This is a genomic window from Amycolatopsis sp. FBCC-B4732 (assembly GCF_023008405.1).
In the GTDB taxonomy this organism is placed as follows: Bacteria; Actinomycetota; Actinomycetes; order Mycobacteriales; family Pseudonocardiaceae; genus Amycolatopsis; species Amycolatopsis pretoriensis_A.
In genome coordinates this window covers 4094709-4117641 of the sequence record NZ_CP095376.1, presented here as the reverse complement: position 1 = coordinate 4117641, position 22933 = coordinate 4094709, and the positions used below count along the sequence as shown (strand labels likewise).

The following is a 22933-nucleotide window of genomic DNA, read 5'->3' as shown; positions in this document are numbered from 1 at the left end:
TTCCGCAGCGTGCCCCGTCCGACCGCGCCGGTGACCGTGCCCGAGGACGTGCTGCGCGTCTCGATCGTGGAGCGGCTCTTCGCCCGCGCGGACGATCCGCGGCCGCTCTACACCCACCAGGACCACTCCCACGCCGCCGAGCACACGCTGACCTGGGCCGAGTTCGCCGCCCGGGTCCGGGTGGTCGCGGGGGAGCTGCGGCGGGCCGCCGAGCCGGGGGAGCGGGTCGCGATCCTCGCGGGCCAGGAGCTCGCCTACCCGCTCGCGTTCTTCGGCGCGCTGGCCGCCGGGCTCGTCGCGGTCCCGCTGATGGTGCCGTCGAACGCGGCGCAGGCCGAGCGGCTCGCCGGGGTGCTGGCCGACTCCGGCGCCCGCGTGTGGCTGACGTCGGCGGCCGCGGCGGCGCGGCTGCCCGCGCACGAGCACGTCGTCGTGGTCGACGAGCTGACCGGCCCGGGCGCCGATCCGGTGCTCCCGGACCCGGAAGCACCCGCGTACCTGCAGTACACCTCGGGGTCGACGCGCGAGCCGGCGGGCGCGGTGATCCCGCACCGGGCGATCGTCGCCGCCTGCTGGCAGGGCGGCCGGGCTTACGCCGTCGACGAAGGCACGACCTGCGCGGGCTGGATCCCGTTCTTCCACGACATGGGCCTGATCCAGCTGCTGTGCCTGCCGGTCTTCGCCGGCGGCCGGGCGGTGTTCATGGCGCCGGCGGAGTTCGTGCACCGGCCGCGGCGGTGGCTGCGGCAGCTGGCCGACTACCCCGCCGTGTTCACCGCGGCCCCGAACTTCGCCTACGACCTCGCGGCCGAGGCCGGCGCGGAAGACGGCCTCGACCTCTCGGACGTGCGGGTCGCGCTCAACGGCGCCGAGCCCGTCCGCCCGGGCACGGGGGAACGCTTCCTGGCGGTCTTCGGCCCGCACGGGTTCCGGCGCGAGGCATACCGGCCGTCCTACGGGCTCGCCGAAGCCACCGTGTACGTCGCGAGCGCCGGGCCGGAAGGTCCGCGCGGCGCCGTTTTCGACCGCGAAGCCCTCGCGCAGGGGCAGGCGGTCGAAATCGTCGACGGGCAGGAACTGGTGTCCGTCGGGCGGCCGGTCGGGCAGCGCGTGCGGATCGTCCACGACGGACACGAGCAGCCCGACGGCACCGTCGGCGAAATCTGGATCCACGGCCCGAACGTCGCCACCGGCTACTGGGGGCGCGGCGACGCCGCGGCGTTCGGCGGCGTCCTCGACGGGCTCGGCGGCTGGCTGCGCACCGGCGACCTCGGCGTCGTGCACCGCGGCGACCTCTACGTGACCGGGCGGCTCAAGGACCTCATCGTCGTCGACGGCCGCAACTTCCACCCGCAGGACATCGAGGCCGCGGCCGCGGAGGCCCATCCGGCCGTCCGCCGCGACCGCGTCGCCGCGTTCGGCGTGACCGACGACGACGGCGAAGGCGCCGTGGTGGTCGCCGAGTGGGCGCGCGGGGCCGAGGCGGACGTCAAGGAAGTGACCCGGGCCGTGCTGCGCGCGGTGTCCGCCGAGCACGCTCTCACCCTCCGCAGGGTGCATCTGGTCCCTTCCGGTGGACTTCCGCGCACCTCCAGCGGGAAGGTCGCCCGGTCGGCCGCGAAGGCACGTTATGGTGGCGACCGTGGGTGATCACCGCGCCGAAGTCACGAAGGTCGTCAGCGAGACCTTCCGGCTCGACCCGGCCCTCGTCGAGCCCGACGCTCCGCTGGAGGAGCTGGGGATCGACTCGAAAGGCCGGATCAAGCTGCTGGCGGCGCTGGAGGTCTACTACGGCGTGACGATCGACCTGGACCAGCTCGATCGGTTCACCGACGTGGGTTCGGTGGCCGCCGTGCTCGCGGAAGCCCTGGGAACTGGCGGAACTGAGGGAGAGGCGCTGAAATGAGCGGCGGGGGGTACACCGCGACGACCGAGGCGTTGTCGACGGCCTCGAAGACGATCGGTGACCTGGCGGAAAACCTGCTGGACGACAACCCGGACCTGGAGACTTCGCAGGTGACCGCGGAGAAGTTCGGCCGGGCGCACGGCACCCACGCGACGAAGTACACCGCGGGCGCGCAGGCGCTGTGGGCCGCGGTCTCCGGCTACAGCAGCACGCTGGGGTCGTTCGGCACCAACCTCGGCACCGCCGGGTCGAGCTACAGCGCCAACGAAGACAACCAGTCCGGCGCCATCACCAACGCCGGGGGCAGTCTCTGATGGCCGGCGAGAAGAAGAAGTGGTCCGACGTCAAGGCGCTGCTGGACGACCCGAGCGTCCCCGCCGGGCAGAAGAGCGCGCTGATCAGCAGCTGGCTGCGGGAAAACCCGCCGCCGCCGCCGTTCCTGGCCGACCAGGAACCGGACGACATCAAGCAGAAGCGGCAGGAAGCCGAGAAGTACGCGGGCGCGTACAACGCCAACCCGCTGTTCGCCGGGCAGTCGGTCGACGAGGCCTTCGACAAGGCCAAGCAGAGCGGCGACCAGAACTCGTACAACGAAGACCAGGAAAAGAAGGCCGTCGACGAGGGCAAGTCCAAGCTCGACGGCAGCCAGCCGCCCGCGTCCGGTGACGACGGGACCACCAGCGGGACCAAGACGTCCGACGAGATCTTCGACGCCGCCGCGCCCGCGCTGAAGCTGTTCGAGACGTTCGGTTCGCTGCTGGCCAAGATCCCGGCCGACTGCCGCGGCAACACCCGCGCGCTCGACCTCGACAAGGACATCCGGACGCCGTTCGACGAGCAGCGCGGCATCAGCTTCGCGGACTTCGTCGCCGACGCCGCGCACTTCAAGCGCGGCTCCGAGACGGTGGACCGGACGTTGCAGGACACCGGCTCCCAGCTGGGCACCCTGTACCAGACCTGGAGCGGCGCGGGTGCCGACGCGGCGTCCGACAACTACAACGACAAGATCCAGCCCAAGGCGGCCAAGCTGTCGCAGACGCTCGGCAACGCGAGCGAGGCGACGAAGAACACCGCCACGACGGTGTTCCAGCTGTGCAAGGGCAAGGCCGACGCCGTCATCGGGATGTACACCGACCTGGTCGGCAAGGCCGACTACACGATGGCGCAGAAGGTCGTCGCGGTCGCCAGCGGCGAGCACGGCAACGAGCAGGACCTCGCCCAGATCGCGGGCTGGATGGACCTCAACTTCGGCACCAACCTGGTCAAGACCCTCAACGACCAGGGCTGCTGCGACGGCGACGAGATCAAGAAGCACGGCCAGGACCTGGCCAAGCAGTGGATCCAGAACCAGTTCAACCCCGACATGTGGGACCGGCTGTACAAGGGCTTCGAGAAGACCTGCAAGGACACCAAGGACCTGGTCGACAAGGCCTACGACGCCCTCGACAAGGTGATGGGCAAGGTCAAGAACGAGTTCGAGGGCGCCGGCGGCACCGGCGGCGCGGGCTCGGGCGGTCCCGGTGGTCCCGGCACGACCGGCGGCGCCGGTGGCGGTCCGGGTGGCTCGGGCGGCGGATCCGGTTCGGGTAGCGGCTCGGGCGGCGGGTCCGGCTCCGGTGGTTCGGGCAGTGGGTCCGGCTCGGGTTCCGGTGGTTCCGGCACCGGTGGGGGCGGTGGCCAGGTGCCGCCGATCCCCGACACGAGCTCGGGCTCCGGTGCGCCGGGCGGCGGCTCCGGCTCCGGCGGGGGTTCCGGCACCGACACACCCAGCGGGGCGGGCGGCGGCTCGGGCAGTGGTTCCGGCAGCGGTTCGGGTGGGGGCTCCGGCTCCGGCGGCTCGATCCCGCCGATCCCGGACGGGTCCACCGGAGGCGGCGGTCCCGCGGGCGGCGGTTCCGGCTCGCCGGGCGGCGGCCAGGACGACGGCGCGGCCCAGGCGGAGGCGGCCAAGCAGCAGGCGGCCCAGGCCGCGGAGGAAGCCAAGAAGAAGGCCGCGGACGCGCTGGGCCAGTTCAGCGGCCCCGGCATCCAGACGGACTCCGGCGCGGGCGCGGGACTCGGCGGTGACTCGGGCGGCGGGGCAGGCAGTGGTTCAGGCAGTGGTTCGGGTGGCGGCTCGGGTTCGGGCGGGAGTCCGGGTCCGGACGACACGTCGCCCTCCTCGACGCCGTCCCCGTCCTCGAGCGGCCAGGACGCCGCGGCCGCCGCTGCCGAGGCGGCCAAGAAGAAGGCCGCGGACGCGCTGAGCGAGTTCAGCGGCCCCGGCATCCAGACCGACGACGGCGCCGGCGGCCTCGGCGGCGGTTCGGGCTCGGGCGGCGGCGAGGGGTCCGGCTCCGGTGACGGTTCCGGTTCCGGTTCCGGTGACGACGGCAAGGCCGACGCGCAGCAGGCGGTGGAAGACGCCAAGAAGAAGGCGGCCGACGCGCTCAAGGGCCTGGACGGCGACCCGATCAAGACCGAGCCGGGCGGAACCGGCCTGGACGCCGACGGCGACGGCAAGCCCGACGACCCGCTCGCGGACAAGGACGGCGACGGCAAGCCGGACAGCCTGCTCGGCGGCGACAAGGACGGCGACGGCAAGCCCGACGCCAAGGGCGACGACGACCCCGACGTCCTCAAGGTCAAGCAAGGCGACAAGACCTTCGAGATGACCGAGCCGGACCACGACGGCAAGATGGACATCAAGGTCGGCGACGGACCCGGCGACCCCAAGGACTTCAAGCTCGACTGGTCCGGCGACGGCAAGTCCACCGACGGTCCACAAGGGACGGACGACGACTGCTACCGCCCGGGCCCGGACGGCAAGATCCACATCCAGGACGGCGACCTCAAGATCACCGCCGAACGGCCCGACGGCGCGGACGGCCCGACCGTCGTCACCGTCGACGACGGCACCGGGAAGCCGACGACCTACACCCTCGGCGAAGACGACAAGCCGTCGGACGCGCTCGGGGACACGCCGTCGAAGAAGCTCGACGACGACCTGCCCACCCACCGCGGCACCCTCGAGGACCTCAAGCCGCACGGCGCCGGAGACCTCGGCGCCGGAGACCACGGCGGTGGAGACCACGGAGCCGGGGACCACGGCGGCGGCTCGCACGGCGGCGGGGGCAGCCCGTCGCCGGCCGGGATCGGCGGGGGTTCGCACGGCGGGGCCGGCCTCACCGGCGCGGGCTTCGACCCGGGCGGCGCGGGGCTCGGCGAGACGCCGATGTCCGGGGGCGCCCACACCGGCGCGGGCGGCGCGCAGCCGCAGCCCGTCGCGGCGTTCGCGCCCGCGGCCGCCGGGGCGAACGGCGCACCGGGCTCGTCGATGGGCGGCGGGATGGCGGGCATGGGTGCCATGGGCGGCGGCCAAGGCGCGGGCGGGGGAGACACCGAACGCAAGTCGCCCGCCTACCGGATCGAAGGCGCTGTCTTCGACAACCTCGGTGAGCCCGGCCGCCGGATCATCGGCTCCCTCAACGACGACGAAGACCCGCCGACCGCCCGCCGGAGCTGGTGAGGGAGACGCATGAGTGAGCTTGCGAGCGAATCATCGAACACCGCGCGTGCCGCTCAGGCCGCGCCGAGCGTCGGCGAGGGGCGCGCATGAGCGACATCGCCGGGATGAAGGCGGAGCTGGACGGCCTGGTCCGGGAGCAGGCCGATCGCCGTGCCCTGCGCGAACAGCAGGGCGAGGAGATCAAGGCCCGCTCCCAGGAGTACATGACCAAGCAGGTCCAGGCGGCCGAGCGGTACGTCCAGCACGTCCGCGAAATGGCGCAGCGCAAGACGAAGTCCGGCTGGAGCACCGACCGGTCGCACGCCGAGCCGGCTTCGGCGTTCGCCGCGGAGGAGTACCCCGGGCCCGGCGGGTTCGCGCCGCCGGCCCCGGCTCCGCCGGCGCGGCCCGGGCGGGACGAGCCGCGGTCCACCCGGCGGCCCCGCACCGCCGCCGAGGAGGACGAGGACTTCAACAACCCCTGGTGACCGGCGTCCAGAGGTCGACGGCGATCTCGCGGAACCGTTCGGTGAACGTGCCGGCCGGGCTAGCCTCGCGCAGCAGCTGCCGGAGCTCGCCTTCGAACTCGCCGCGGCGGTCGCCGAAGAGGTGAGGTGCCGCGCTGGACAGCGAAAAGACGCTGTCGACGACCTCGTCCAGGCTCCGGGTGACCACCGGACCCGGGACCTCGAACCGTCGCGGGCCCGCGAAGCCGGCGGCGCGGTAGATCTCCGCTTCGCCGCCGGGCGTGCCGTCGGGCAGGACGCCCCGGCCCGCGCGTCGCACCGAGCCGAGGTGCTTCCGCACCAGCTCGGCGATCGCGGCCCGCGGCACGGATCCTTCGGCGCCTTCGTGCGTCGCCGCGTGGACGTGGGCGAGGACGCCGCCGGGCGCGAGCATCCCGCGGGCCGTCGCGGCCACCCGCGGCCGGTCCAGCCAGTGGAAGGACTGGGCGAAGGTGATCAGCCGGAACCGCCCGAGCCCGGCCGGAAGCTCTTCGGCCCGCCGGTGCACCCACCGGCAGTTCCCGATGCCGGGCCGGGCCGCTTCGCGGAGCATGTCCGCGTCCGCGTCGAGCCCGACCGCTTCGGCGAAGTACGGTGCCAGCAAAAGCGTCAGGGAACCCGGCCCGCAGCCGACGTCGAGCAGCCGCCCGGTGCCGTCCAGCCCCAGCTCGGCGGCGAAGGCCGTGCCGAGCGCCGCCGGGTAGGGGAGCCGGCCCCGCGCGTAGTGGGCGGCGCTGCCGGCGTACAGGGTCGCGTCCCACTCCCAGGTCACGTTCCGAGCCTAGCCCGGCGAGTCCCGGATACTCGGTGCCATGGACGCGAATTGGTGGCGGGACGCCGTGGTTTACGAGGTCTACGTACGCAGCTTTGCCGACTCTGACGGCGACGGCACCGGTGATCTCGCCGGGCTGCGTTCCCGGCTGGGGTACCTGGCCGAGCTGGGGATCGACGCGGTGTGGACCACGCCGTGGTACCGCTCGCCGATGGTCGACGGCGGGTACGACGTCGAGGACCACCGGGCCGTCGAGCCGCTCTTCGGCACCGACGACGACCTGCCGGCGCTGGTCGCCGAAGCGCACCGGCTCGGGCTGCGGGTGCTGATCGACGTCGTGCCGAACCACACCTCCGACCACCACCGCTGGTTCCGGGCCGCGCTCGCCGCCGGGCCCGGCTCGCCCGAACGCGCGCGCTACCACTTCCGGCCGGGCCGCGGCCCCGGCGGCGAGCGGCCGCCGACCGACTGGCGCAGCGTCTTCGGCGGGCCCGCCTGGACCCGCGCCGCCGACGGCGAGTGGTACCTGCACCTGTTCGCCCCCGAGCAGCCCGACCTGAACTGGGACAACCCCGGTGTCCGGGCCGAATTCGAAGACCTGCTGCGGTTCTGGTTCGCCCGCGGCGTCGACGGCGTCCGCATCGACGTCGCCCACGGCCTGCTCAAGGACCCCGCGTTCCCCGACCTCGGCGCCGAGGACGAGGAGATCGCGCAGCCGCCCGACCGCACCGGGCACCCGCACTGGGACCGCGACGGCGTCCACGACATCTACCGCGCGTGGCGGAAGGTGGCCGGCGAGTTCGGCCCGGACCGGGTGTTCGTCGCCGAGGCGTGGGTCGACCGGCCGGACCGCCTCGCCCGGTACGTCCGCCCGGACGAGCTGCACACCGCGTTCAACTTCGACTTCCTCCGCTGCGAGTGGGACGCCACCGCCCTGCGCGCGGTGATCGACCGGACCCTCGAAGCGCTCGGCGCGGTCGGCGCGCCCGCGACGTGGGTGCTGTCCAACCACGACGTCGTCCGGCACGTGACGCGCTTCGGCGACCCGCGCCGGGCCCGGGCCGCGGCGCTGCTCATGCTCGCCCTGCCCGGCGGCGCCTACCTGTACCAGGGCGAGGAGCTGGGCCTGGAGGAGGTCGAGGACCTGCCGGAGGAGGTGCTCGCCGACCCGACGTGGGAGCGCTCCGGCCACACCCGCCGCGGCCGTGACGGCTGCCGCGTGCCGCTGCCGTGGTCGGGCACGGAACCGCCGTTCGGCTTCACCGAGGGCGACGCGCCGACGTGGCTGCCGCAGCCCGCCCGCTGGCGCGCGCTGACCGCCGAAGCCCAGGACGGCGACCCGGGCTCGATGCTCCACCTCTACCGCGCCGCCCTCGCCGCGCGCCGGGAGCACCCCGCGCTGGGCGACGGGACGATGACCTGGCGGCCCGCCCCGGACGGCGTGCTGTCGTTCACGCGCGAGCCGGGCTTCGGGTGCGTGGTCAACCTGTCCGGCGAGCCGTACGAGCTCCCGGACGGCTCGCGGGTGCTCCTCGCGAGCGGTCCGCTGGACGACGGCCGGGTGCCCCCGGACGGCGCGGTGTGGCTCGCCGGGAGGTGAACCACCGTCACCCGGAATGGTTCGCTGGAGCGGTGTGGAACCGGACGCGGCGGGGTACCCGGTCGCGTCCGTCGCACCCGACCGCCCCGGAGGTACCCCGATGCCCGTGCGCACCGCCACGCCGCTTGTCACCGACGTCGTCGGCCTGGCACTGGAAGTCCTTGCGGCCCAAGGGGTGAACCGGACGGCCGCGCACGCGGCCCTGGCGTCGATGGCCCGGGAGCGTGGGGTGCCGCTGGCCCGCTGCGCCGCCCTCGTCGTGGCCGCGGTCGACCGGCGGGTGGGCTGATGGCCGTCGCCGGGGGGTTCTCGCGCTCGGGCAACGACGACACCGCCGCGGTGGGCGGCGGGGTGCTGCTCGCCGTCGGGCTGGTCGTCGCGTTCTTCACGTGGTGGTCGTGGTGGACCGCGGCGGGGATCGCGCTGGCCGTCGCCGGCGCGGTGTGGCTCACAAAGGCGAAGCGGGACGGGTAACCCGCCCGGGACGGGGAAAGCCTCCTCCACCACCCGAACGAGGAGGCTTTCCGTGCCCGAGAACGAAGAAGACGTCATCGAGTTTCTGCAGCGCCAGCACCGGGAGATCCGTGAGCTGTTCGCCGGGCTGGAGACCGCCGACGGCGACCGGCGCGAGGAGCTGTTCCACGACCTCGTGCGGCTGCTCGCGGTGCACGAGACGACGGAGGAACTGGTGGTCCACCCGGAGATCCGGGACCTCGAACCCGCGGCGGGCCCGGTCGTCGACGCGCGGCTCGGGGAGGAGCACCGGGCCAAGGAGCTGCTGACGACGCTGCAGAAGATGGGGCCCGAGGCGGACGGGTTCGACACGCTGCTCGTGCAGCTGCGCGAAGACGTGCTGGCCCACGCCGAACACGAGGAGCGCGAGGAATTCCCGTTGCTGCGCGCCCACCGGCCGCCGGAGCGGCTGCGCGCGATGGCGGCGACGGCCAAGCTGGCCGAAGCGGTGGCGCCCACCCGGCCGCACCCGGGCGTCGAAAGCGCCAAGGCCAACCTGCTGCTGGGCCCGCCGGCGGCGATCGCGGACCGGGCGCGCGACCTGATCCGCGCCGTGCTGCGCTGACTTCGGCAAGACTCGGATAGTGGGTACCCCGCCGGCATGGCAGACGTCCCGGCCCGCAAACTGCGGCGCTACCAGGAGATGCGTGACTTCGACCGCACCGCCGAGCCGGCCGGCGGGGAGCCGGCCGGGCCCGCCGGTCACCGGTTCGTCGTGCAGCGGCACCGGGCGCGCAGGCTGCACTACGACTTCCGCCTCGAGCTCGGCGGGGTCCTGGTCAGCTGGGCGGTGCCGAAGGGGCCGACGCTGGATCCGAAAGCCCGCCGGCTCGCTGTGCACGTCGAAGATCACCCGATCGAGTACGCCGGGTTCGAAGGGGTGATCCCGCACGGCGAGTACGGCGGCGGGGACGTCATCGTCTGGGACCGCGGCGAGTGGCGGCCGGTCGACGCCGACCCGGCGAAGGCGATCGAGGACGGGACGCTGCACTTCGACCTCGACGGCGAGAAGCTGGCCGGCCGGTTCGTCCTCGTCCGCACGAACCGCGGGGAGCGGGACCAGTGGTTCCTGCTGCACAAGCAGGACGAGCACGCCCGGGCCGGCTGGGACGCCGAAGACCACCCGCGCTCGGTCAAGAGCGGCCGCACCAGCGACGAGGTGGCGGCCGCGCCCGACGCGCTGTGGCACGGCGACCGGCCGGCCGGCGAGGCCGAGGAAGCCGTGGGGTTCGCCGCGGCGACCGACGACGAACTGGCGGCGCTCGACGCGCTCGGCGCCAAGGGCAAGTGGTCGGTCGCGGGCCGCGAGCTCGCCCTCACCAACCTGGACAAGGTCCTCTTCCCGGCGCCCCGCCGCCCGCTCACGAAGCGGGACCTCATCCGGTACTACGCGACCGCCGGGCCGGTCATGCTGCCGTACCTGGCGGGCCGCCCGCTCAACACCCAGCGCTTCCCGCAGGGCGTGACCGAGCCGGGCTTCTGGCAGAAGGAGGTCCCGCGGCACGCGCCCGGGTGGCTGACGACCTGGCGCAACGAACGGGCGGAGCCGGGGGAGAGCCAGCGGTACGTCGTCGCCGACAGCGTCGCGACCTTGGCGTGGCTGGCGAACTACGGCGCGCTCGAGCTGCACGCATGGACGTCCCGGGCAGCGGACGTCGACCACCCGACGTGGGTGCTGTTCGACATCGATCCGGGTCCGGAGACGTCGTTCGCCGAGGTCGTCGAGCTGGCCCGGCTGCACCGCACCGCGCTGGAGCACTTCGGCCTGACCGGGCGGCCGAAGGTGACCGGGCAGCGCGGGATCCAGGTGTGGGTGCCGATCGCACCGCACTGCACGTACGAGCAGACGCGCGCGTGGGCGGAAACGGTGTCCCGGACGATCGGGCGGGTGCTGCCGGACCTGGTCAGCTGGGCGTGGACCAAGGACAAGCGCCGCGGCCGCGCCCGGCTCGACTACACGCAGAACGTGCTGAACAAGACGCTGGTCGCGCCGTACAGCGTGCGGCCTCGCCCGGGCGCCCCGGTCTCGGTGCCGCTGGACTGGGACGAGCTCGACGACCCGGAGCTGGCCCCGGACCGGTGGACGATCCGCGACGTCCCGGCCCGCCTCGCCGAGCGTGGCGACCCCTTCGCGGCGCTGCTCGGGCTCGAGCAGCGCCTGCCGGGCCTGGACCGGTGACCGCTTCCGGGTCAGGCGTGGACGGTCTGCAGGTGCCTCGGCTGCAGCCGGTCGAGCACCGGGCGGGACAGGTGCGGCCGGCCGCCCGCGTGCTCGGTCGTCGCCGCGGCCGCCGCGACGGCCAGGCCGGCCGCCGTCTCCAGCGGGTGGCGGCGGGTGAGCGCCGCGGTCAGGGCCGCGACCAGCGCGTCGCCGGCTCCGGTCGGGTCGACGACGTCGGTCTCGACGTGCGGCACGAACCAGGTGCCCTCCGGCCCGGCGAAGAGGTTCCCCTCCGCGCCCACCTCCAGCACGACCAGCGACGGCCCACGCTGCCGGAGGCCGGCGGCGGCCCGGGCGGCCGCGGCGACGTCGGGCACCGGCTGCCCGGTGAGCAGCTCGGCTTCGTGGCCGTCCGCGCGCACGACGTCGGCGAGGGCGAGCAGGTCCGGGGTGAGTGCGTCGTCCTGCGGGGCGCCGTCCAGCACCACGCGGGTGCCCGCGGTGTGCGCCAGCCGCGCGGCCAGCAGCGCCACCGGGGCGGGCTGCTGCAGCTGCACGATGACGGAGCCGGCGGCCGAGATCGGCGCCGACGCGGCGAGGACGTCGGCCTCGGTGAGCAGCGTTTCGTCCGGGGTGTGCTCGAGGTAGCGGCGCCGGCCGCGCTCGTCGACGACGTCCACGAGCAGCGCCGTCTCGACGCCGGGGCGGCGGACGACGTGCGAGGTGCCGATCCGGTCGGCTCTGGCCTGCGTGAGCAGCGAATCCCCCGTGCGGTCCCGGCCGACGACGCCGACCAGCGCCACCGACGTCCCGAGCTGGCTCAGCGCGACGGCCTGGTTGGCGCCCTTCCCGCCGAGCAGCTCCTGCCGGTGCCGCACCGGGGCCGAGGAACCGGCCTCCGGCGTCTCGGGCACTTCGATCACCAGGTCGCGGGCGATCTGCCCGACTACGACGACTTCGCTGAACATCACCGGTACCGCCGCTCGGACATCGTGCCCTCCTCGGGTTCCACTGATCGGCTACCCGTCCGTCGGCGGCGGGCAAACCGCTCGTTCGGGTTGTGCGGTGTTCGGCGGCCCGGCGGCGTTGCGCCGGACGGACGCACCCGACGCCGCCGCGGCGCGCCGCCGGGTGTGGGCGGGCGCGTCATGCGGTAAATCAAGAAGGGAACACGGGTGGAGGTGTCGGTGACCGAGACGTTGGTGAGCGCGGCCGACCGGTGGAAGCCGTTGGCCGAGCTGCTGCAGGCGCTGCTGGAGCGGATCGCGGGTGAGGTGCCGGGGTGCCTGGGCGCGGCATTGACCGTCAGCCACGGCGACCAGCCGCTGCGGGTGCTGGCCACCGCGGGCGTCGCCGAACACCTCGTGCCCGCGCAGCTGGAGCGTGGCGGCCCGGTGGCCCTCGCGGACGCCACCGGCGAGCCGGTCACGACGGACGACCTGTTCGCCGACCCGCGCTGGCCGGAGCTGGCCGGCGGGGCGGCGTTCGCGGACGTCCGGTACGAGGCGGTCCGCGGCGCGGTCGCGGTCCCCGGGTACTGGGACGACACCGGCGCGTTCGTGCTGTCGGCGACGCTCGACCGCCCGCCCGGCCCCGGCCCGCTCGCGGTCCTGCGGCGGTACGAGAAGCTCACCGAGATGACCCTGGTGGTCGCCGAGACCGCCACCGCGGGCGATCCCGACCAGATGCTGGAACTGCTCGCCTCACGCGCCGCCATCGAACAGGCGAAGGGCGCGATCATGGCCGTCCGCCGGTGCCCGCCCGACGAGGCGTGGCAGACGCTGCGCCGGGCGAGCCAGGAGTTCAACGTCAAGGTCCGGGAGCTGGCGGTCGCCCTGGTGGAGCACCTCGGCGGCGGCGTCGCACCACAACCGCCGGGCACCCGCGAGATCCGCCCCGGCGAGCCCGCCCACCGCGCGGCCGAACGGCTCTGGGCGGCGTTCACCGCGAAATAGGGCGTTTCCCGTTCGGGGGTTTGGGTACCAAGACCCCGTCGTTGATCACCCGTCGCGTCGCCGGCCCGCCCGGCGCGGAAGGCCTGCCGAACCCGTGTCCCCCACCCCACCGGTCCCGACCCGGTCCGCGCCCCTCACGGCGCGCCGGACGGCGTACCGCCCCGGTCTCCTCGTGCTGACCTTCGCCGGCGAGATCGACGCCCTGACCTTGCCGATCCTCGAGCGCGAGCTGGGCTCGGCCCCACCGGGGACGACGGTGGCGGACCTGACGCACGTGGCCTTCGTGGGCCTGGCCGGCGCCCGCGCGCTGGCGGCGGCCGCGGAACGGGCTGAGGCGGAGGGCCGCCGGTTCTGCGTGGTGGCGAACAGCCGCACGCTCGCCCGGCTGTTCCGGGTGACGGGGTTGGCCGCGGGGGTGCCGATGTTCGCGTCGCTGTCCGACGCGCTGCGGGAGCTGCTGGCGACGGGAATGCGCGACGCGGCCTGCTAGAGGGGCCCCGGTTCGCAGCGGTGTCCAGTACGTTCGTGGCCGGCCGACATTGCCGGCTTGGTGGGGCCCGGCGCACCCGCGGCCCCGCCGCCGTGGCCTGCGGGGAGGCGCTCGGCGCATGACGGACTCGCCAAGGGGCACGGCACTGTTCAGCACGCCCGCGGCGACCGGCTGGCGTCCCGACTTCGGCGGGGCCGCCCAGCGCACCCGCGGCTTGCCGAGGCATCCTGCTGCACAACCAAGCTCGCCGAGAGCCACGGTGGGCGATCGGTACGCCCGCGGCGGCCGGCTGGCGAGGAGCCGCAGGCGGTGTCCAGCACGCCCGCAGCTCGGCGCCACCGGCGCGAGTGGGCGCCCCCGGCCTCAGCGGTTCGTCCAGCGGGCGATCGGTACGCCTGCGGCGGCCGGTTGGAGTCCCGGCTTCAGCGGAGCGCTCGGCGCGCCCACGGTCCGCTGCTCGGGGGCGGGACCCACGTGCGGGGGAGGTCCCCGGCTTCAGCGGTTCGTCCAGCGGGCGATCGGTACCCCCGCGGCGGCCGGTTGGAGTCCCGGTTTCAGGGGCGCACCCGCGGCCGCTGCACCGGGGCGGGACCCACGTGCGGGACCACCCCCGGCCTCAGCGGGTCGTCCAGCGGGCGATCAGCACCCCGGCGTCGTGCCGCAGCTCGCCCCCGTGGTCCAGCACCGCCCGGGTGAGCCTGCGCGCGATCTCCGGCGGCAGCTCGCCGGCGTCCGCGCCGAGGTGCGCCGCGACCCGGGCGTCCCCGAACGGCTCGCCCGCCGCATCCCGCGTGCCGGCCACCCCGCGGGAACACATCACCACCAGGTCACCCGGTTCGAGGCGCGCCTCCGCGACCGGTCCGCCGCCCTGCGCGGGCCCCGCCTCCGGAAGGACCTCGCCGTCCCGGACGATCAACGGCGCCAGCGGCCCGTCGGTCAGCCAGCGCAGCACCCCGGTCCGCGCGTCCAGCTCCGCGACCACCCGGCTGACAGCCGGCCGCGGCCCGAGCTCCGCGCCCACCGCCGCGAACTGCTCGGTGAGCGTGGCCCCGTCGCGGCGGGCGGCGCGGTAGGCGGCGAGGGCCGTCACCGCCGCCGTGTTCGCGGCGCCGGTGCGTGGCCCGGCATCGAACAGCGCGAGCTGCGCCCGCTTCTCCGAAAGTGCGTAGTCGAACACGGTGCCGCAGAGGTCGTACGCCGGCTGGACGCTCGCGCCGACGACGACGCTCTCCGTGGCGCCGGTGAGCGGCGGCAGGCTCTGCCACAGCAGCTCGGCGGGGGAGCCGCGGTGGCGCCGCCTCCGCCACGCGTCCAGGCCGTCGCCGTACTGGGTCGTCACCGTGACTAGGTGGCCGAGCAGCGAGGCCAGCCAGTGGCACTGCTCCTGCAGCACCGCGTCGGCCGGGTCGGTGCCGTCGGCCGGGACGATCTCCAGCACGCCGAGCCGTTCGACGCCGTCGAGCAGGATGGTCCACAGGGCCGGCGCGGGTCCGTCCCGCGTCACCGTGGTGCCGGCGTGGCGGAACACCTCGCCGGCCAGCGTGGTCTCGATGTCGAGCTCGGCCGCGTCCGGGCGCAGCGGCACGAGCGTCCGCTGGTCGTAGTCGGCCAGGTAGACCTCGATCGTCAGGTCGAGCGCGCGGGCCGCCTCGGCGACGACGGCGGGGAGCCGCTCCGGCGGGGCCCGGTGCGCGCCTTCGAGCAGGTCGACCAGCGCCCGCAACGGGCCGTACAACGGTTTCCCGTCGCGGAAGGGGTGGCTGTAGGGCGCGCGGGCCGGGCCGGCCAGCTCGTCGAGCCGCTCGTTGACGGCGTGCGCGAGCATGTCGCGGTCGACCCGGGGCAGCGCGGTCAGGCCGTTGAGGTAGGCGTCCAGCTCCAGCAGGCTCAGGCCGCCGCCGAGCGCGAAGTACCGCAGCCACAGCTGCTCCAGCGTCAGCTCGCTCCGCGGGAAGCACGCGGCGAGCCGGCGCCGCTGTTCCTCTTCGGGCAGGAAGCGCATGCCGTCACCCCTCCCGCGTCGGCGGGGCCACGAGCTGCGCGGCGGTCTCGGCCGGGGTGCGGCCGCGGGCGCGCGCCAGCGAAAGCAGGCGGTCGAACGCGGCGTCCTCGCCGAGGCCGTCCCGGCCCATCAGGAAGCCCTTCGCCATGGTGATCACGTCGCGGTCGCGGAGGGTCTCCTTGAACCGCTCGCTGTACCGCCCGGCCCGCGCGTACGCCCGTGCGTTCGCGACCAGGACCGCGGCGCGCTCGGCGAAGGTCGTCAGCGTCCGCTCGTCGACCGGGCCGAACGCGCCGGGGGTCGTCGAGTAGATCTTGATGGCCCCGTGGCAGCCGTCCGCCGTGATCATCGGGGCGGTGATCATCGAGCGCAGGCCCGCCCCGGCGGCCGCCGCGCACCACCGCGGCCAGCGCCGGTCGGTGGTGACGTCGTCGATCCGCACCGGCGAGCCCTCGCTCAGCGCGGCGAGGCACGGACCTTCGCGCAGCTCGTACTGCAGGGTGTCGGCGGCGTTCACCAGCGGCGCCGACGCGCTGGTCGTGGCGAGCCCACCGGCCCCGTCGACGAGCGTCACCCCCACCCCCGCGGCGGCCCGGACCGCCGACCCCGCCAGGGAAACGATCAGGTCCAGCACCGAATCCACGGTCTCGCGCGAAAGCAGCAGTCCCGACATCCGCGCGGCGACCGCGGCCAGCTCACCGTCCAGCGGCAGCTCGCCCGTGGAGATCTCACCCGACGACATGGCAGCGGAATACCAATCCGGGGGCGCGGGCAAACGCGCCGGGACATGGTCCGGCGCGAAACGGGGTACCCGGCGACCTTGCGTCCGACCGGGAGGAGCTGAAATGGAACGGCCGGAAACAACCGCGACGGCCTCGCCGCTGTTCGACGAGGTCACCGGGGCGCTCGAAGCCCTGACCGCCGTCCTGCAGGAGGAGGACGACTTCCGGATCCTGCTTCGGCACGTCTGCCTGCAGGTGCGCCACGCCGTCCCGGGGGTCGACGAGGCGTCGATCACGCTGGTGACCGAGGAGCGGCCGCACACGGCGACGGTGACGAGCGAGGTCGTCGGCGAACTCGACGGCGACCAGTACCGCCTCGGCGACGGCCCGTGCCTCGAAGCGGTCCGCAGCGGCAAGATCGTCCGCACGGCGGTGTCCGACGCGGCCGAGCGCTGGCCGGCCTTCGCGCGCGGGGCGCAAGAGGCCGGCTTCTCCAGCTTCCTCGCCGCGCCGCTGGTCGCGGACGAGCAGTTCTCCGGCGCGGTCAACTGCTACGGGCGGCAAGGCGACGGCTTCGCGGAGATCGAGGCGCAACGGCTCGAGCTCTACACGGCGGCGGTGGAGGCGATCCTGCGCGTGTACCACCGCTACCTGAGGGCGCGGGACACGGCGGAGAACCTCAGGACGGCGCTGACCTCCCGCGCGGTGATCGACCAGGCCAAGGGCATGCTGATGGCGATCCGCCAGATCGACGCCGACGACGCGTTCGCCCTGCTGGTGGACCAGTCGCAGCGCGAGAACACGAAACTGCGCGAAGTCGCCGAGCGCTTCGTGTCCCGGGTGGTGTCCGGCGGCGTCGTCCCCTGACCGGTACCTTGGTGGCGTGGCGGGCAGCCGGATCACGGTGCGGGTGGGCGAACGGCAGCTGACGCTCTCCAACCTCGAGAAGGTCCTCTACCCGCGCCACGGTTTCACCAAGGGCGAGGTGCTCGACTACTACACGCGCATCGCGCCCGTGCTGCTGCCGCACATCCGCGACCGGGCGATGACGTTCGTGCGCTTCCCCGACGGCGTCGACGGCGGTTCTTTCTTCGAGAAGGACGTCTCGCGGCACGTCCCCGAGTGGGTCCGCACCGCGCGCCTGGCCGTCGGCGGCCGCGGCGGCGACCCCGAGATCGTCGCGTACCCGCTGATCAACGACCTGCCCGAGCTCGTCTGGGCGGCCAACCTCGCCGCGCTCGAACTGCACGTCCACCAGTGGACGGTCGAGCCCGGCGACGAGCGGAGCACCCCGGACCGGCTGGTCTTCGACCTCGATCCCGGTCCCGGCGCGACGGTCGTCGACTGCTCCCGGGTCGCCGAACGCCTCCACGACGTCCTCACCGGACACGGGTTCACGCCGGTGGCGAAGACCAGTGGCTCCAAGGGCATGCAGGTCTACGCGGGCGTCGAGACCGACGACCCCGGCGCGCCTTCGCGGTACGCGAAAGCGCTGGCGGACCGGCTCGCCGCCGAGACGCCGGGCCTCGTCGTGGCGCGGATGACGAAGAACCTGCGTCCCGGCAAGGTGTTCATCGATTGGAGCCAGAACAACCCGTTCAAGACCACGGTGGCGCCGTACTCGCTGCGCGGGCGCGACGAGCCGACCGTGTCCACCCCGGTCACGTGGGACGAGGTGCGCGCCTGCCGGCACGTTTCGCACCTCCGGTTCACCGCCGGAGACGTCTTGGCGAGGGTCGAAGACACCGGAGATCTTTTCGCGGATCTGGACCGCACCCGGGCTCCCATTCCTGCGTTCGGCTGAATTTCGGAAATCGCGATTCCGCGGCCGATCCGGTCCCGTTCCCGTTGCGCGCCGGTGTCGATTCGCGGAACCGTCAGTCCGACCAGGTGGTCTTGATCGTCCTCAGTGGACTGGTGCACGTGCATCCGGGCGTGTCGGTGCACGGGGGCGCCGCTCGTGCGGATCGCGTTGTGCGGCAAGGTGGACGAAGTGGGTACGGTTTACGCGTAAACCGTCAGCAGGAGCCGCCCGGAGCCGGTCATGAAGATCCAGAAACCGCCGCGGCTTTCGCGAGCCTTCGGCCGAAGTTCGCCCGGCGCGTTGTGCGAGCCGTTCTCGGTCACCACGACGTTCGCCGGTGATCGGTGCACGGTCGTCGCCGTTGCGGGTGACATCGATATGGCGACGGTGGCGATTTTTGTCGAATGCGAGGAAACCGCGCTCGCGGCGGGCGGAACGCTCGTCGTCGACCTCGGCGAAGTGACGTTCTGCTCCGGGGCGGGCCTGCGCGCGCTGCGCCGGGTGCAGTGGCGCGCCGACGAGGCGGCCGTCCCGGTCGCGTGGGTGGTGCGCACCCCGTCGATGTGGCGGCTGCTGCGGGGGACCGGCGTCGCCGGCTTCTCCTGCTACCGGGACCGGGCCGACGCGGTCGCGGCGCTCGGCTGAGCCACGCTCCACCGGCCGCGCGACGGGCGCGGCCGGTTTTCGGCGCGAGAGAAGGGAAACGGGTGACCGGCCTGATCGACACCGACCTCGAGTTCTGGTTCCAGCGCGGCCTGCGCGCGTATCTGGGCGAGGTGGCCAGGGCACTCGGCTTCGGCCTGGAGTCCTGCACCGTGGACTTGGACGTCCCGGTGTCGGCCTACGTCGCGGTGGACTGGCGGCTGCGCCGGTTCCCCGAACGCGACGTCGCGCTGCTCTGGGACGAGGTGCACGGCTGGGCGGTCGCGGTCGAGGCGGCGTGCGGTGAGGAGATGATCGTGCTGGCCTACCTGGGCGGGGCGGACATCCTGCCGCCGCCGCGCGTGATCGTGGAGTTCCTGACCGCGGTGCGCGCCGGTTCGCTGGACCCGGACGGGCCCGGGTCGCCGGTGCTGCGCCGCGCCGGCAGCCACCAGGAGCTGCTGCCGCTGTTGCCGGCCCGGTAGCCGCGCGGTCCGCCGGTCCTCCACACTGGACGGCGGCGGGGGAGGTGGCGATGGGGACGGTCCCGGACGCGGTGGCGCCGATGCTGGCCGTCGACGGGCCGCTCCCGGACGACGACCACCACGGCTACGAGTGGAAGTGGGACGGCTTCCGCGGCTGCGCCCGGATCGCGGCGACCGGCGAAGCCCGGATCACCAGCCGCAGCGGCAGCGACCACACCCACCGCTACCCCGAGCTGCGGGACGTCTTCGGGCCCGCGCTCGGCGGCCACGCGGCGGTGCTGGACGGCGAGGTCGTCGCGCTGAACGCGGCCGGCCGCCCGGAGTTCGAGCTGATGCAGCGCCGCGCGATGCACGAGCCGACGGCGAAGCTGCGGGCCGAGGTCCCGGTCGTCTACTTCGCCTTCGACCTGCTGCGCATCGGGACCGAGTCGCTGCTGGACCGGCCCTACGAGCAGCGGCGGCAGCTTCTCGCGGAACTCGTGGATCCCAGGGACGGCCGGCTGGTCGTGCCGCCCTGGTACACCCGCGCCGACCTCGCACCGGACCAGCTCCTGGCGACGGCGGCCCAGCACGGCATCGAGGGCGTCGTCGCGAAGCGCCTGGACGCGCCCTACCTGCCGGGCACGCGCTCGCCGTCGTGGACGAAGCGCGCGTTGACGCAGACGCGCGAAGTGGTGATCGGCGGCTGGCGCCCGGGCGCGGGCCGCCGCGCGGGCACCCTCGGCGCGTTGCTGCTCGGCGCCTTCGACGACGACGGTGAGCTGGTGTACCTCGGCGACGTCGGCACGGGGTTCAGCGACGACGCGCTGGAGCACCTCCGTGCCGTCCTGGCGCCGCTGGCCCGCGCGGCGAGCCCGTTCGCGACCGAGGTGCCCCGCGAGCGGGCCCGGGGCGCCCGGTGGGTCGAGCCGTCGCTGGTCGGCGAGGTCGTCTACCGGCGGCTGACGCCGGATCTGCGGCTGCGCCACACTTCGTGGCGCGGCCTGCGCCCCGACCGCACGCCCGGCGAGGTGCGGATCCCCTGACGCCCCGGAATTGTCGGTGCCGCGTGGTTTGCTCGACGGCATGGCACTTTCGGCACTGAACGCACCGCCCGCGCGCATCGAGCGGGCGGACGTGGCGGTCGTGGAACGCACGACCGCCGACGACCTGCCGTCGATCCAGGCGCTCTGGCCGTGGTTCGAGGGGCTCGTCGGGCTGCGCGGGCGCAAGATGTTCGCCCGCGTCGACGAACGGGCGGGCACCTACACGGTCTGCACCCCGGTGCGTGACGGCGACCGGCCGGCCGAACTGGGCCTGGCGACCGGGGTGCTGCCCGGCGGCAGCTACCTGCGTGGCCACCTCACCGGCGAGCCACCGGGGATCTACGCGCGGATCGGCGACGCGATGGCGGAACTCCAGGCGGCTGCGATCGTCACCGACGCGACGCGGCCGCTCGTGGAGTTCTACCGCCGGCGCGACCACGTCGAGTTGTGGGTGCCGGTCCCGTGACGGTCTCGCACGCGATCAGCAACGGCGAGGGGGTGGTCCGGCGGCCACTGTGATCGCGGTCATAGCCGGTCACATCGGGCTCGCGGGCGGAGTCGTGGGGGTGATGGCGCCGGGAACCCGGTGCCGCGCTCTCCCGAGGAGTTCCGATGTCGACTGCCTACCTGATCGTCACCCTCGCCGCCGCGGCGTTCGTGGGGTTCTCGGCCGTTTCGGTGTTCACCCGCGCGAAGTGGGTGGTCGAGCCGATCACCGAATACGGCGTGCCCGAGGCGTGGTGGCCGTGGCTCGGCGCGGCCAAGGCGGCCGGTGCTGTGGGCCTGGTCGTCGGGTTGTTCGTGCCGGCGATCGGCGTCGCGGCGGCGATCGGCCTGGTGCTGTACTTCGCCGGTGCGGTCGTCACCGTGCTGCGCGCCAAGTCGTACGCGCACGTCGCCTTCCCGCTGATCTACGTGGCGCCGGTCGTGGCCTCGCTGGCGCTGCTCGCTTGAGCGGCGAGCCAGGTGAGCGCGGCGGCGGCGTGGTCCAGCACGGAGAGGTGCCCGTCGCCGGGGGTGAGCCGGAGTTCGGCGCCGGGGCAGCGTCCGGCGAGCCACCGGCTGTGCGCGGCGGGCACCATCCGGTCGTCCTCGCCGTGCACCAGCAGCACCGGCGCGGTGATGGCGGCCGGGTCGGCGCCCCACGGCGCGACGTAGGCGAGGTCGTCGTCGATCAGCCCGACCGCCCCCAGCGCGGGCTGGACGACGCTGTCGAGCCAGGACCACGCCCCCTTAAGCGCGGCGAAGTCGGCCTCGGTGAACACCGCGGGGTTGAACTGGGCAGCCGCTTCGTACTTCTCCTTGGCAGCCCGGCCTTCGGTGGCGGCGCGCAGCGAACCCGGGTCCGCCATGCCCGCGAACCAGGCTTCACCGTGGAACGGCGCCACCGCGCCGAGACCGGCGGCCGCGAGGACGCGATCGGGCAGCAGCGCCGCGCACGCGAGCGCGTGGGAGCTGCCCCCGGAGTGGCCCAGGACGGCGAAGCGCTCGACCCCGAGCGCGTCGGCGACGGCGGTCGCGTACCCGGCGGCGTCCCCGACGGACCGCCCCGGCACCGGCGTCGAGCTCCCGTAACCGGGCCGGTCGTAGGAAATCCAGCGGATCCCCAGCTCCTCGCCGAGCGGCAGCAGCGGCCCGGGCGGCGACCCGAGGTTGGGCGTCCCGTGGTGCCACAGGACGGCCGGCCCCGGGCCACCGCTGTCGTAGACGTGCAGGACGGGCCCGCCGGGCAGCGTCAGGTCGCGTTCGGCGAAGGCGGTCACCGGGCGAGCCGCCCGGCCAGCCACGCCAGCGAAAGCGGGTAGCGGTAGTCGATCGCCGCGTGGCCGGCGTCGAACAGCTCGAAGTGCACCCGCTCGGCCGGCAGCCCCGCCGCCGCGATCGCCGCCCGGAAGGCCTCCGCGCCGAGGTCGAGGTAGTACTCGTCGCTCGTGCCCGCGTCGATCCACACCGCGCGCAGCGACCGGATCGCCGCCGCGTGGTCCGGCACCATCCGGACCGGGTCCCAGGCCAGCCAGCGCTCCCACACCTCCGGCCGCACGGCGCCGGTCAGCGGGTCGCACGGCAGTTCCGGCGTCCCGTCCTCCCGCGCCGAGAAGCACGCCGAGACGCCGAGCAGCTGCAGGAGCGTCGCGTCCTCCGGCTTGGTGAACGCCGGTCGCGAGCGGAAGTCCGCCCACCACTTCGCGATGTCCTGGTCGTAGCCGCGCAGGGCGCGCGCCGCCTTGCCGAAGTCCTGGATGTAGCTCAGCTCGTACAGCGAGTCGCCCGCGTGCGTCGCGAGCGCGCCGAACAGGTCGGGGCGCAGCATCGGCGTGATCATCGCGCCGAACCCGCCCGAGGACTTGCCCGCGATCGCGCGGGATCCGGCCGCGGGCACCGTCCGGTAGTGCGCGTCCACCCACGGCACGACCTCGTCGCACAGGTACGAGTGGTAGCGGCCGGTGCCCGGCGAATCGACGAACTGGGAGCCGCCGTACGCGGTCCACGCGTCGACGTACACGACGACGCAACCCGGGGCGCCGCCGGCGAAGACCGCGTCGGCGGTCTCCAGGAAGGTCTGCCGGAACGGCGTCCGGTTGGCCCACATCGCCACGTGCCCGGTGTAGCCCTGGATGACGTAGACCGCCGGGTAGCGCTCGTCGCCGTCGTCGTAGCCCGGCGGGACGTACACCCACAGCGGCCGTTCGTGCGGGTCGCCGAGCGGGTTGCCGCGCAGCAGCTCGGACTCCAACGTGTGCCGGTCGAGCCGGCCGGCGAGGTCGCCTTCCCAGGGCAGCATGGCGTCAGTCAACCAGAACCACCCGGTTGCAGGGGCTAAGCGATACCTCTTTTCCGCGCGTAGCGTTGAGCCGTTCCGCCC

At 74.1% G+C, this 22933-nt stretch carries 25 protein-coding genes; 19 read left to right on the top strand and 6 right to left on the bottom strand.

Annotated features, from left to right (window positions below; genetic code table 11):
* Positions 1–9: 9 nt before the first annotated feature.
* From MUY14_RS17925 to MUY14_RS17900, 5 genes are all read left to right on the top strand, one after another.
* Complete coding sequence (locus tag MUY14_RS17925; protein WP_247024144.1) at positions 10–1650, top strand: fatty acyl-AMP ligase; 1641 nt, start codon at positions 10–12, stop codon at positions 1648–1650.
* A complete protein-coding gene (locus MUY14_RS17920) occupies positions 1643–1906 on the top strand; it encodes an acyl carrier protein (RefSeq protein WP_247024143.1) in 264 nt (87 codons plus the stop codon). Before MUY14_RS17925 ends, MUY14_RS17920 begins: the two co-directional genes overlap by 8 nt.
* Positions 1903–2220: a hypothetical protein gene (locus MUY14_RS17915; protein ID WP_247024142.1), complete on the top strand. Its 318-nt coding sequence runs from the start codon at positions 1903–1905 to the stop codon at positions 2218–2220. The genes MUY14_RS17920 and MUY14_RS17915 overlap by 4 nt, the downstream gene beginning before the upstream one ends.
* On the top strand, positions 2220–5414 hold the full coding sequence (locus tag MUY14_RS46930) for a WXG100 family type VII secretion target (protein ID WP_281506314.1): 3195 nt from the start codon (positions 2220–2222) through the stop codon (positions 5412–5414). The genes MUY14_RS17915 and MUY14_RS46930 overlap by 1 nt, the downstream gene beginning before the upstream one ends.
* An 86-nt stretch (positions 5415–5500) precedes the next feature.
* Positions 5501–5881, top strand: coding sequence for a hypothetical protein (locus MUY14_RS17900; RefSeq protein ID WP_247024141.1), 381 nt, complete (start codon positions 5501–5503; stop codon positions 5879–5881).
* On the opposite strand, the gene MUY14_RS17895 is transcribed toward MUY14_RS17900, so the two are convergent.
* A complete protein-coding gene (locus tag MUY14_RS17895) occupies positions 5865–6671 on the bottom strand; it encodes a trans-aconitate 2-methyltransferase (RefSeq protein ID WP_247024140.1) in 807 nt (268 codons plus the stop codon). The genes MUY14_RS17900 and MUY14_RS17895 overlap by 17 nt on opposite strands.
* Before the next feature lie 40 nt (positions 6672–6711).
* On the opposite strand from MUY14_RS17895, the gene MUY14_RS17890 reads away from it, so the two are divergent.
* The 5 genes from MUY14_RS17890 to ligD (MUY14_RS17870) all read left to right on the top strand — a co-directional run bounded on the left by MUY14_RS17890 (position 6712) and on the right by ligD (MUY14_RS17870) (position 10963).
* The gene (locus MUY14_RS17890) at positions 6712–8271 is read left to right on the top strand and encodes a glycoside hydrolase family 13 protein (protein WP_247024139.1); all 1560 of its coding nucleotides are present in this window, start codon (positions 6712–6714) and stop codon (positions 8269–8271) included.
* A gap of 100 nt (positions 8272–8371) precedes the next feature.
* The gene (locus tag MUY14_RS17885; protein WP_247024138.1) at positions 8372–8560 is read left to right on the top strand and encodes a hypothetical protein; all 189 of its coding nucleotides are present in this window, start codon (positions 8372–8374) and stop codon (positions 8558–8560) included.
* Positions 8560–8745 (top strand): hypothetical protein, encoded by a 186-nt coding sequence (locus MUY14_RS17880; protein ID WP_247024137.1) that lies wholly within the window; start codon positions 8560–8562, stop codon positions 8743–8745. Before MUY14_RS17885 ends, MUY14_RS17880 begins: the two co-directional genes overlap by 1 nt.
* A gap of 52 nt (positions 8746–8797) precedes the next feature.
* Positions 8798–9349: a hemerythrin domain-containing protein gene (locus tag MUY14_RS17875; RefSeq protein ID WP_247024136.1), complete on the top strand. Its 552-nt coding sequence runs from the start codon at positions 8798–8800 to the stop codon at positions 9347–9349.
* A gap of 36 nt (positions 9350–9385) precedes the next feature.
* Positions 9386–10963, top strand: coding sequence for a non-homologous end-joining DNA ligase (ligD, locus tag MUY14_RS17870; protein ID WP_247024135.1), 1578 nt, complete (start codon positions 9386–9388; stop codon positions 10961–10963).
* Between the two features lie 11 nt (positions 10964–10974).
* Here ligD (MUY14_RS17870) and MUY14_RS17865 read toward each other — a convergent pair whose 3' ends face one another.
* Positions 10975–11913, bottom strand: a complete 939-nt coding sequence (locus tag MUY14_RS17865) for a PfkB family carbohydrate kinase (RefSeq protein WP_247024134.1) — start codon at positions 11911–11913, stop codon at positions 10975–10977.
* Positions 11914–12132: 219 nt separating this feature from the next.
* On the opposite strand from MUY14_RS17865, the gene MUY14_RS17860 reads away from it, so the two are divergent.
* Both MUY14_RS17860 and MUY14_RS17855 read left to right on the top strand, forming a co-directional pair.
* Positions 12133–12900: an ANTAR domain-containing protein gene (locus tag MUY14_RS17860; protein WP_247024133.1), complete on the top strand. Its 768-nt coding sequence runs from the start codon at positions 12133–12135 to the stop codon at positions 12898–12900.
* A gap of 94 nt (positions 12901–12994) precedes the next feature.
* Positions 12995–13390, top strand: coding sequence for an STAS domain-containing protein (locus MUY14_RS17855; protein ID WP_247024132.1), 396 nt, complete (start codon positions 12995–12997; stop codon positions 13388–13390).
* 616 nt (positions 13391–14006) lie between these two features.
* Here MUY14_RS17855 and MUY14_RS17850 read toward each other — a convergent pair.
* Together MUY14_RS17850 and MUY14_RS17845 are read right to left on the bottom strand one after the other, a co-directional pair.
* Entirely contained in the window at positions 14007–15392 is a 1386-nt protein-coding gene (locus tag MUY14_RS17850) for a SpoIIE family protein phosphatase (protein ID WP_247024131.1), read from the bottom strand.
* Positions 15393–15396: 4 nt separating this feature from the next.
* Positions 15397–16134 (bottom strand): GAF and ANTAR domain-containing protein, encoded by a 738-nt coding sequence (locus tag MUY14_RS17845; RefSeq protein ID WP_247024130.1) that lies wholly within the window; start codon positions 16132–16134, stop codon positions 15397–15399.
* 103 nt (positions 16135–16237) lie between these two features.
* On the opposite strand from MUY14_RS17845, the gene MUY14_RS17840 reads away from it, so the two are divergent.
* From MUY14_RS17840 to MUY14_RS17810, 7 genes are all read left to right on the top strand, one after another.
* Complete coding sequence (locus MUY14_RS17840; protein WP_247024129.1) at positions 16238–16981, top strand: GAF and ANTAR domain-containing protein; 744 nt, start codon at positions 16238–16240, stop codon at positions 16979–16981.
* 16 nt (positions 16982–16997) lie between these two features.
* Positions 16998–17918 (top strand): non-homologous end-joining DNA ligase, encoded by a 921-nt coding sequence (gene ligD, locus MUY14_RS17835; RefSeq protein ID WP_247024128.1) that lies wholly within the window; start codon positions 16998–17000, stop codon positions 17916–17918.
* A gap of 240 nt (positions 17919–18158) precedes the next feature.
* Positions 18159–18563 (top strand): STAS domain-containing protein, encoded by a 405-nt coding sequence (locus MUY14_RS17830; RefSeq protein ID WP_247024127.1) that lies wholly within the window; start codon positions 18159–18161, stop codon positions 18561–18563.
* 62 nt (positions 18564–18625) lie between these two features.
* A complete protein-coding gene (locus MUY14_RS17825; RefSeq protein WP_247024126.1) occupies positions 18626–19045 on the top strand; it encodes a DUF6292 family protein in 420 nt (139 codons plus the stop codon).
* A 50-nt stretch (positions 19046–19095) separates the two neighbouring features.
* Positions 19096–20070, top strand: a complete 975-nt coding sequence (gene ligD, locus MUY14_RS17820; RefSeq protein WP_247024125.1) for a non-homologous end-joining DNA ligase — start codon at positions 19096–19098, stop codon at positions 20068–20070.
* A gap of 40 nt (positions 20071–20110) precedes the next feature.
* On the top strand, positions 20111–20536 hold the full coding sequence (locus MUY14_RS17815; RefSeq protein ID WP_247024124.1) for a GyrI-like domain-containing protein: 426 nt from the start codon (positions 20111–20113) through the stop codon (positions 20534–20536).
* A gap of 146 nt (positions 20537–20682) precedes the next feature.
* Positions 20683–21024 carry a DoxX family protein gene (locus MUY14_RS17810; RefSeq protein ID WP_247024123.1) on the top strand — a complete coding sequence of 114 codons (342 nt, stop codon included), beginning with the start codon at positions 20683–20685 and terminating at the stop codon, positions 21022–21024.
* Here the strand turns inward: MUY14_RS17810 and MUY14_RS17805 are convergent.
* Both MUY14_RS17805 and MUY14_RS17800 read right to left on the bottom strand, forming a co-directional pair.
* A complete protein-coding gene (locus MUY14_RS17805; RefSeq protein ID WP_247024122.1) occupies positions 20982–21833 on the bottom strand; it encodes an alpha/beta fold hydrolase in 852 nt (283 codons plus the stop codon). The genes MUY14_RS17810 and MUY14_RS17805 overlap by 43 nt on opposite strands.
* Complete coding sequence (locus MUY14_RS17800; protein WP_247024121.1) at positions 21830–22852, bottom strand: esterase family protein; 1023 nt, start codon at positions 22850–22852, stop codon at positions 21830–21832. Before MUY14_RS17800 ends, MUY14_RS17805 begins: the two co-directional genes overlap by 4 nt.
* Between the last annotated feature and the right edge of the window lie 81 nt (positions 22853–22933).

Excerpts from the sequence above, each read along its gene's own strand:
- MUY14_RS17915 (WP_247024142.1), top strand. The coding sequence starts at position 1,903 with ATGAGCGGCGGGGGGTACACCGCGACGACCGAGGCGTTGTCGACGGCC.
- MUY14_RS46930 (WP_281506314.1), top strand. The coding sequence starts at position 2,220 with ATGGCCGGCGAGAAGAAGAAGTGGTCCGACGTCAAGGCGCTGCTGGAC.
- MUY14_RS17900 (WP_247024141.1), top strand. The coding sequence starts at position 5,501 with ATGAGCGACATCGCCGGGATGAAGGCGGAGCTGGACGGCCTGGTCCGG.
- MUY14_RS17890 (WP_247024139.1), top strand. The coding sequence starts at position 6,712 with ATGGACGCGAATTGGTGGCGGGACGCCGTGGTTTACGAGGTCTACGTA.
- MUY14_RS17885 (WP_247024138.1), top strand. The coding sequence starts at position 8,372 with ATGCCCGTGCGCACCGCCACGCCGCTTGTCACCGACGTCGTCGGCCTG.
- MUY14_RS17880 (WP_247024137.1), top strand. The coding sequence starts at position 8,560 with ATGGCCGTCGCCGGGGGGTTCTCGCGCTCGGGCAACGACGACACCGCC.
- ligD (WP_247024135.1), top strand. The coding sequence starts at position 9,386 with ATGGCAGACGTCCCGGCCCGCAAACTGCGGCGCTACCAGGAGATGCGT.
- MUY14_RS17865 (WP_247024134.1), bottom strand. The coding sequence starts at position 11,913 with ATGTTCAGCGAAGTCGTCGTAGTCGGGCAGATCGCCCGCGACCTGGTG.
- MUY14_RS17850 (WP_247024131.1), bottom strand. The coding sequence starts at position 15,392 with ATGCGCTTCCTGCCCGAAGAGGAACAGCGGCGCCGGCTCGCCGCGTGC.
- MUY14_RS17845 (WP_247024130.1), bottom strand. The coding sequence starts at position 16,134 with ATGTCGTCGGGTGAGATCTCCACGGGCGAGCTGCCGCTGGACGGTGAG.
- MUY14_RS17840 (WP_247024129.1), top strand. The coding sequence starts at position 16,238 with ATGGAACGGCCGGAAACAACCGCGACGGCCTCGCCGCTGTTCGACGAG.
- MUY14_RS17830 (WP_247024127.1), top strand. The coding sequence starts at position 18,159 with ATGAAGATCCAGAAACCGCCGCGGCTTTCGCGAGCCTTCGGCCGAAGT.
- ligD (WP_247024125.1), top strand. The coding sequence starts at position 19,096 with ATGGGGACGGTCCCGGACGCGGTGGCGCCGATGCTGGCCGTCGACGGG.
- MUY14_RS17815 (WP_247024124.1), top strand. The coding sequence starts at position 20,111 with ATGGCACTTTCGGCACTGAACGCACCGCCCGCGCGCATCGAGCGGGCG.
- MUY14_RS17810 (WP_247024123.1), top strand. The coding sequence starts at position 20,683 with ATGTCGACTGCCTACCTGATCGTCACCCTCGCCGCCGCGGCGTTCGTG.
- MUY14_RS17800 (WP_247024121.1), bottom strand. The coding sequence starts at position 22,852 with ATGCTGCCCTGGGAAGGCGACCTCGCCGGCCGGCTCGACCGGCACACG.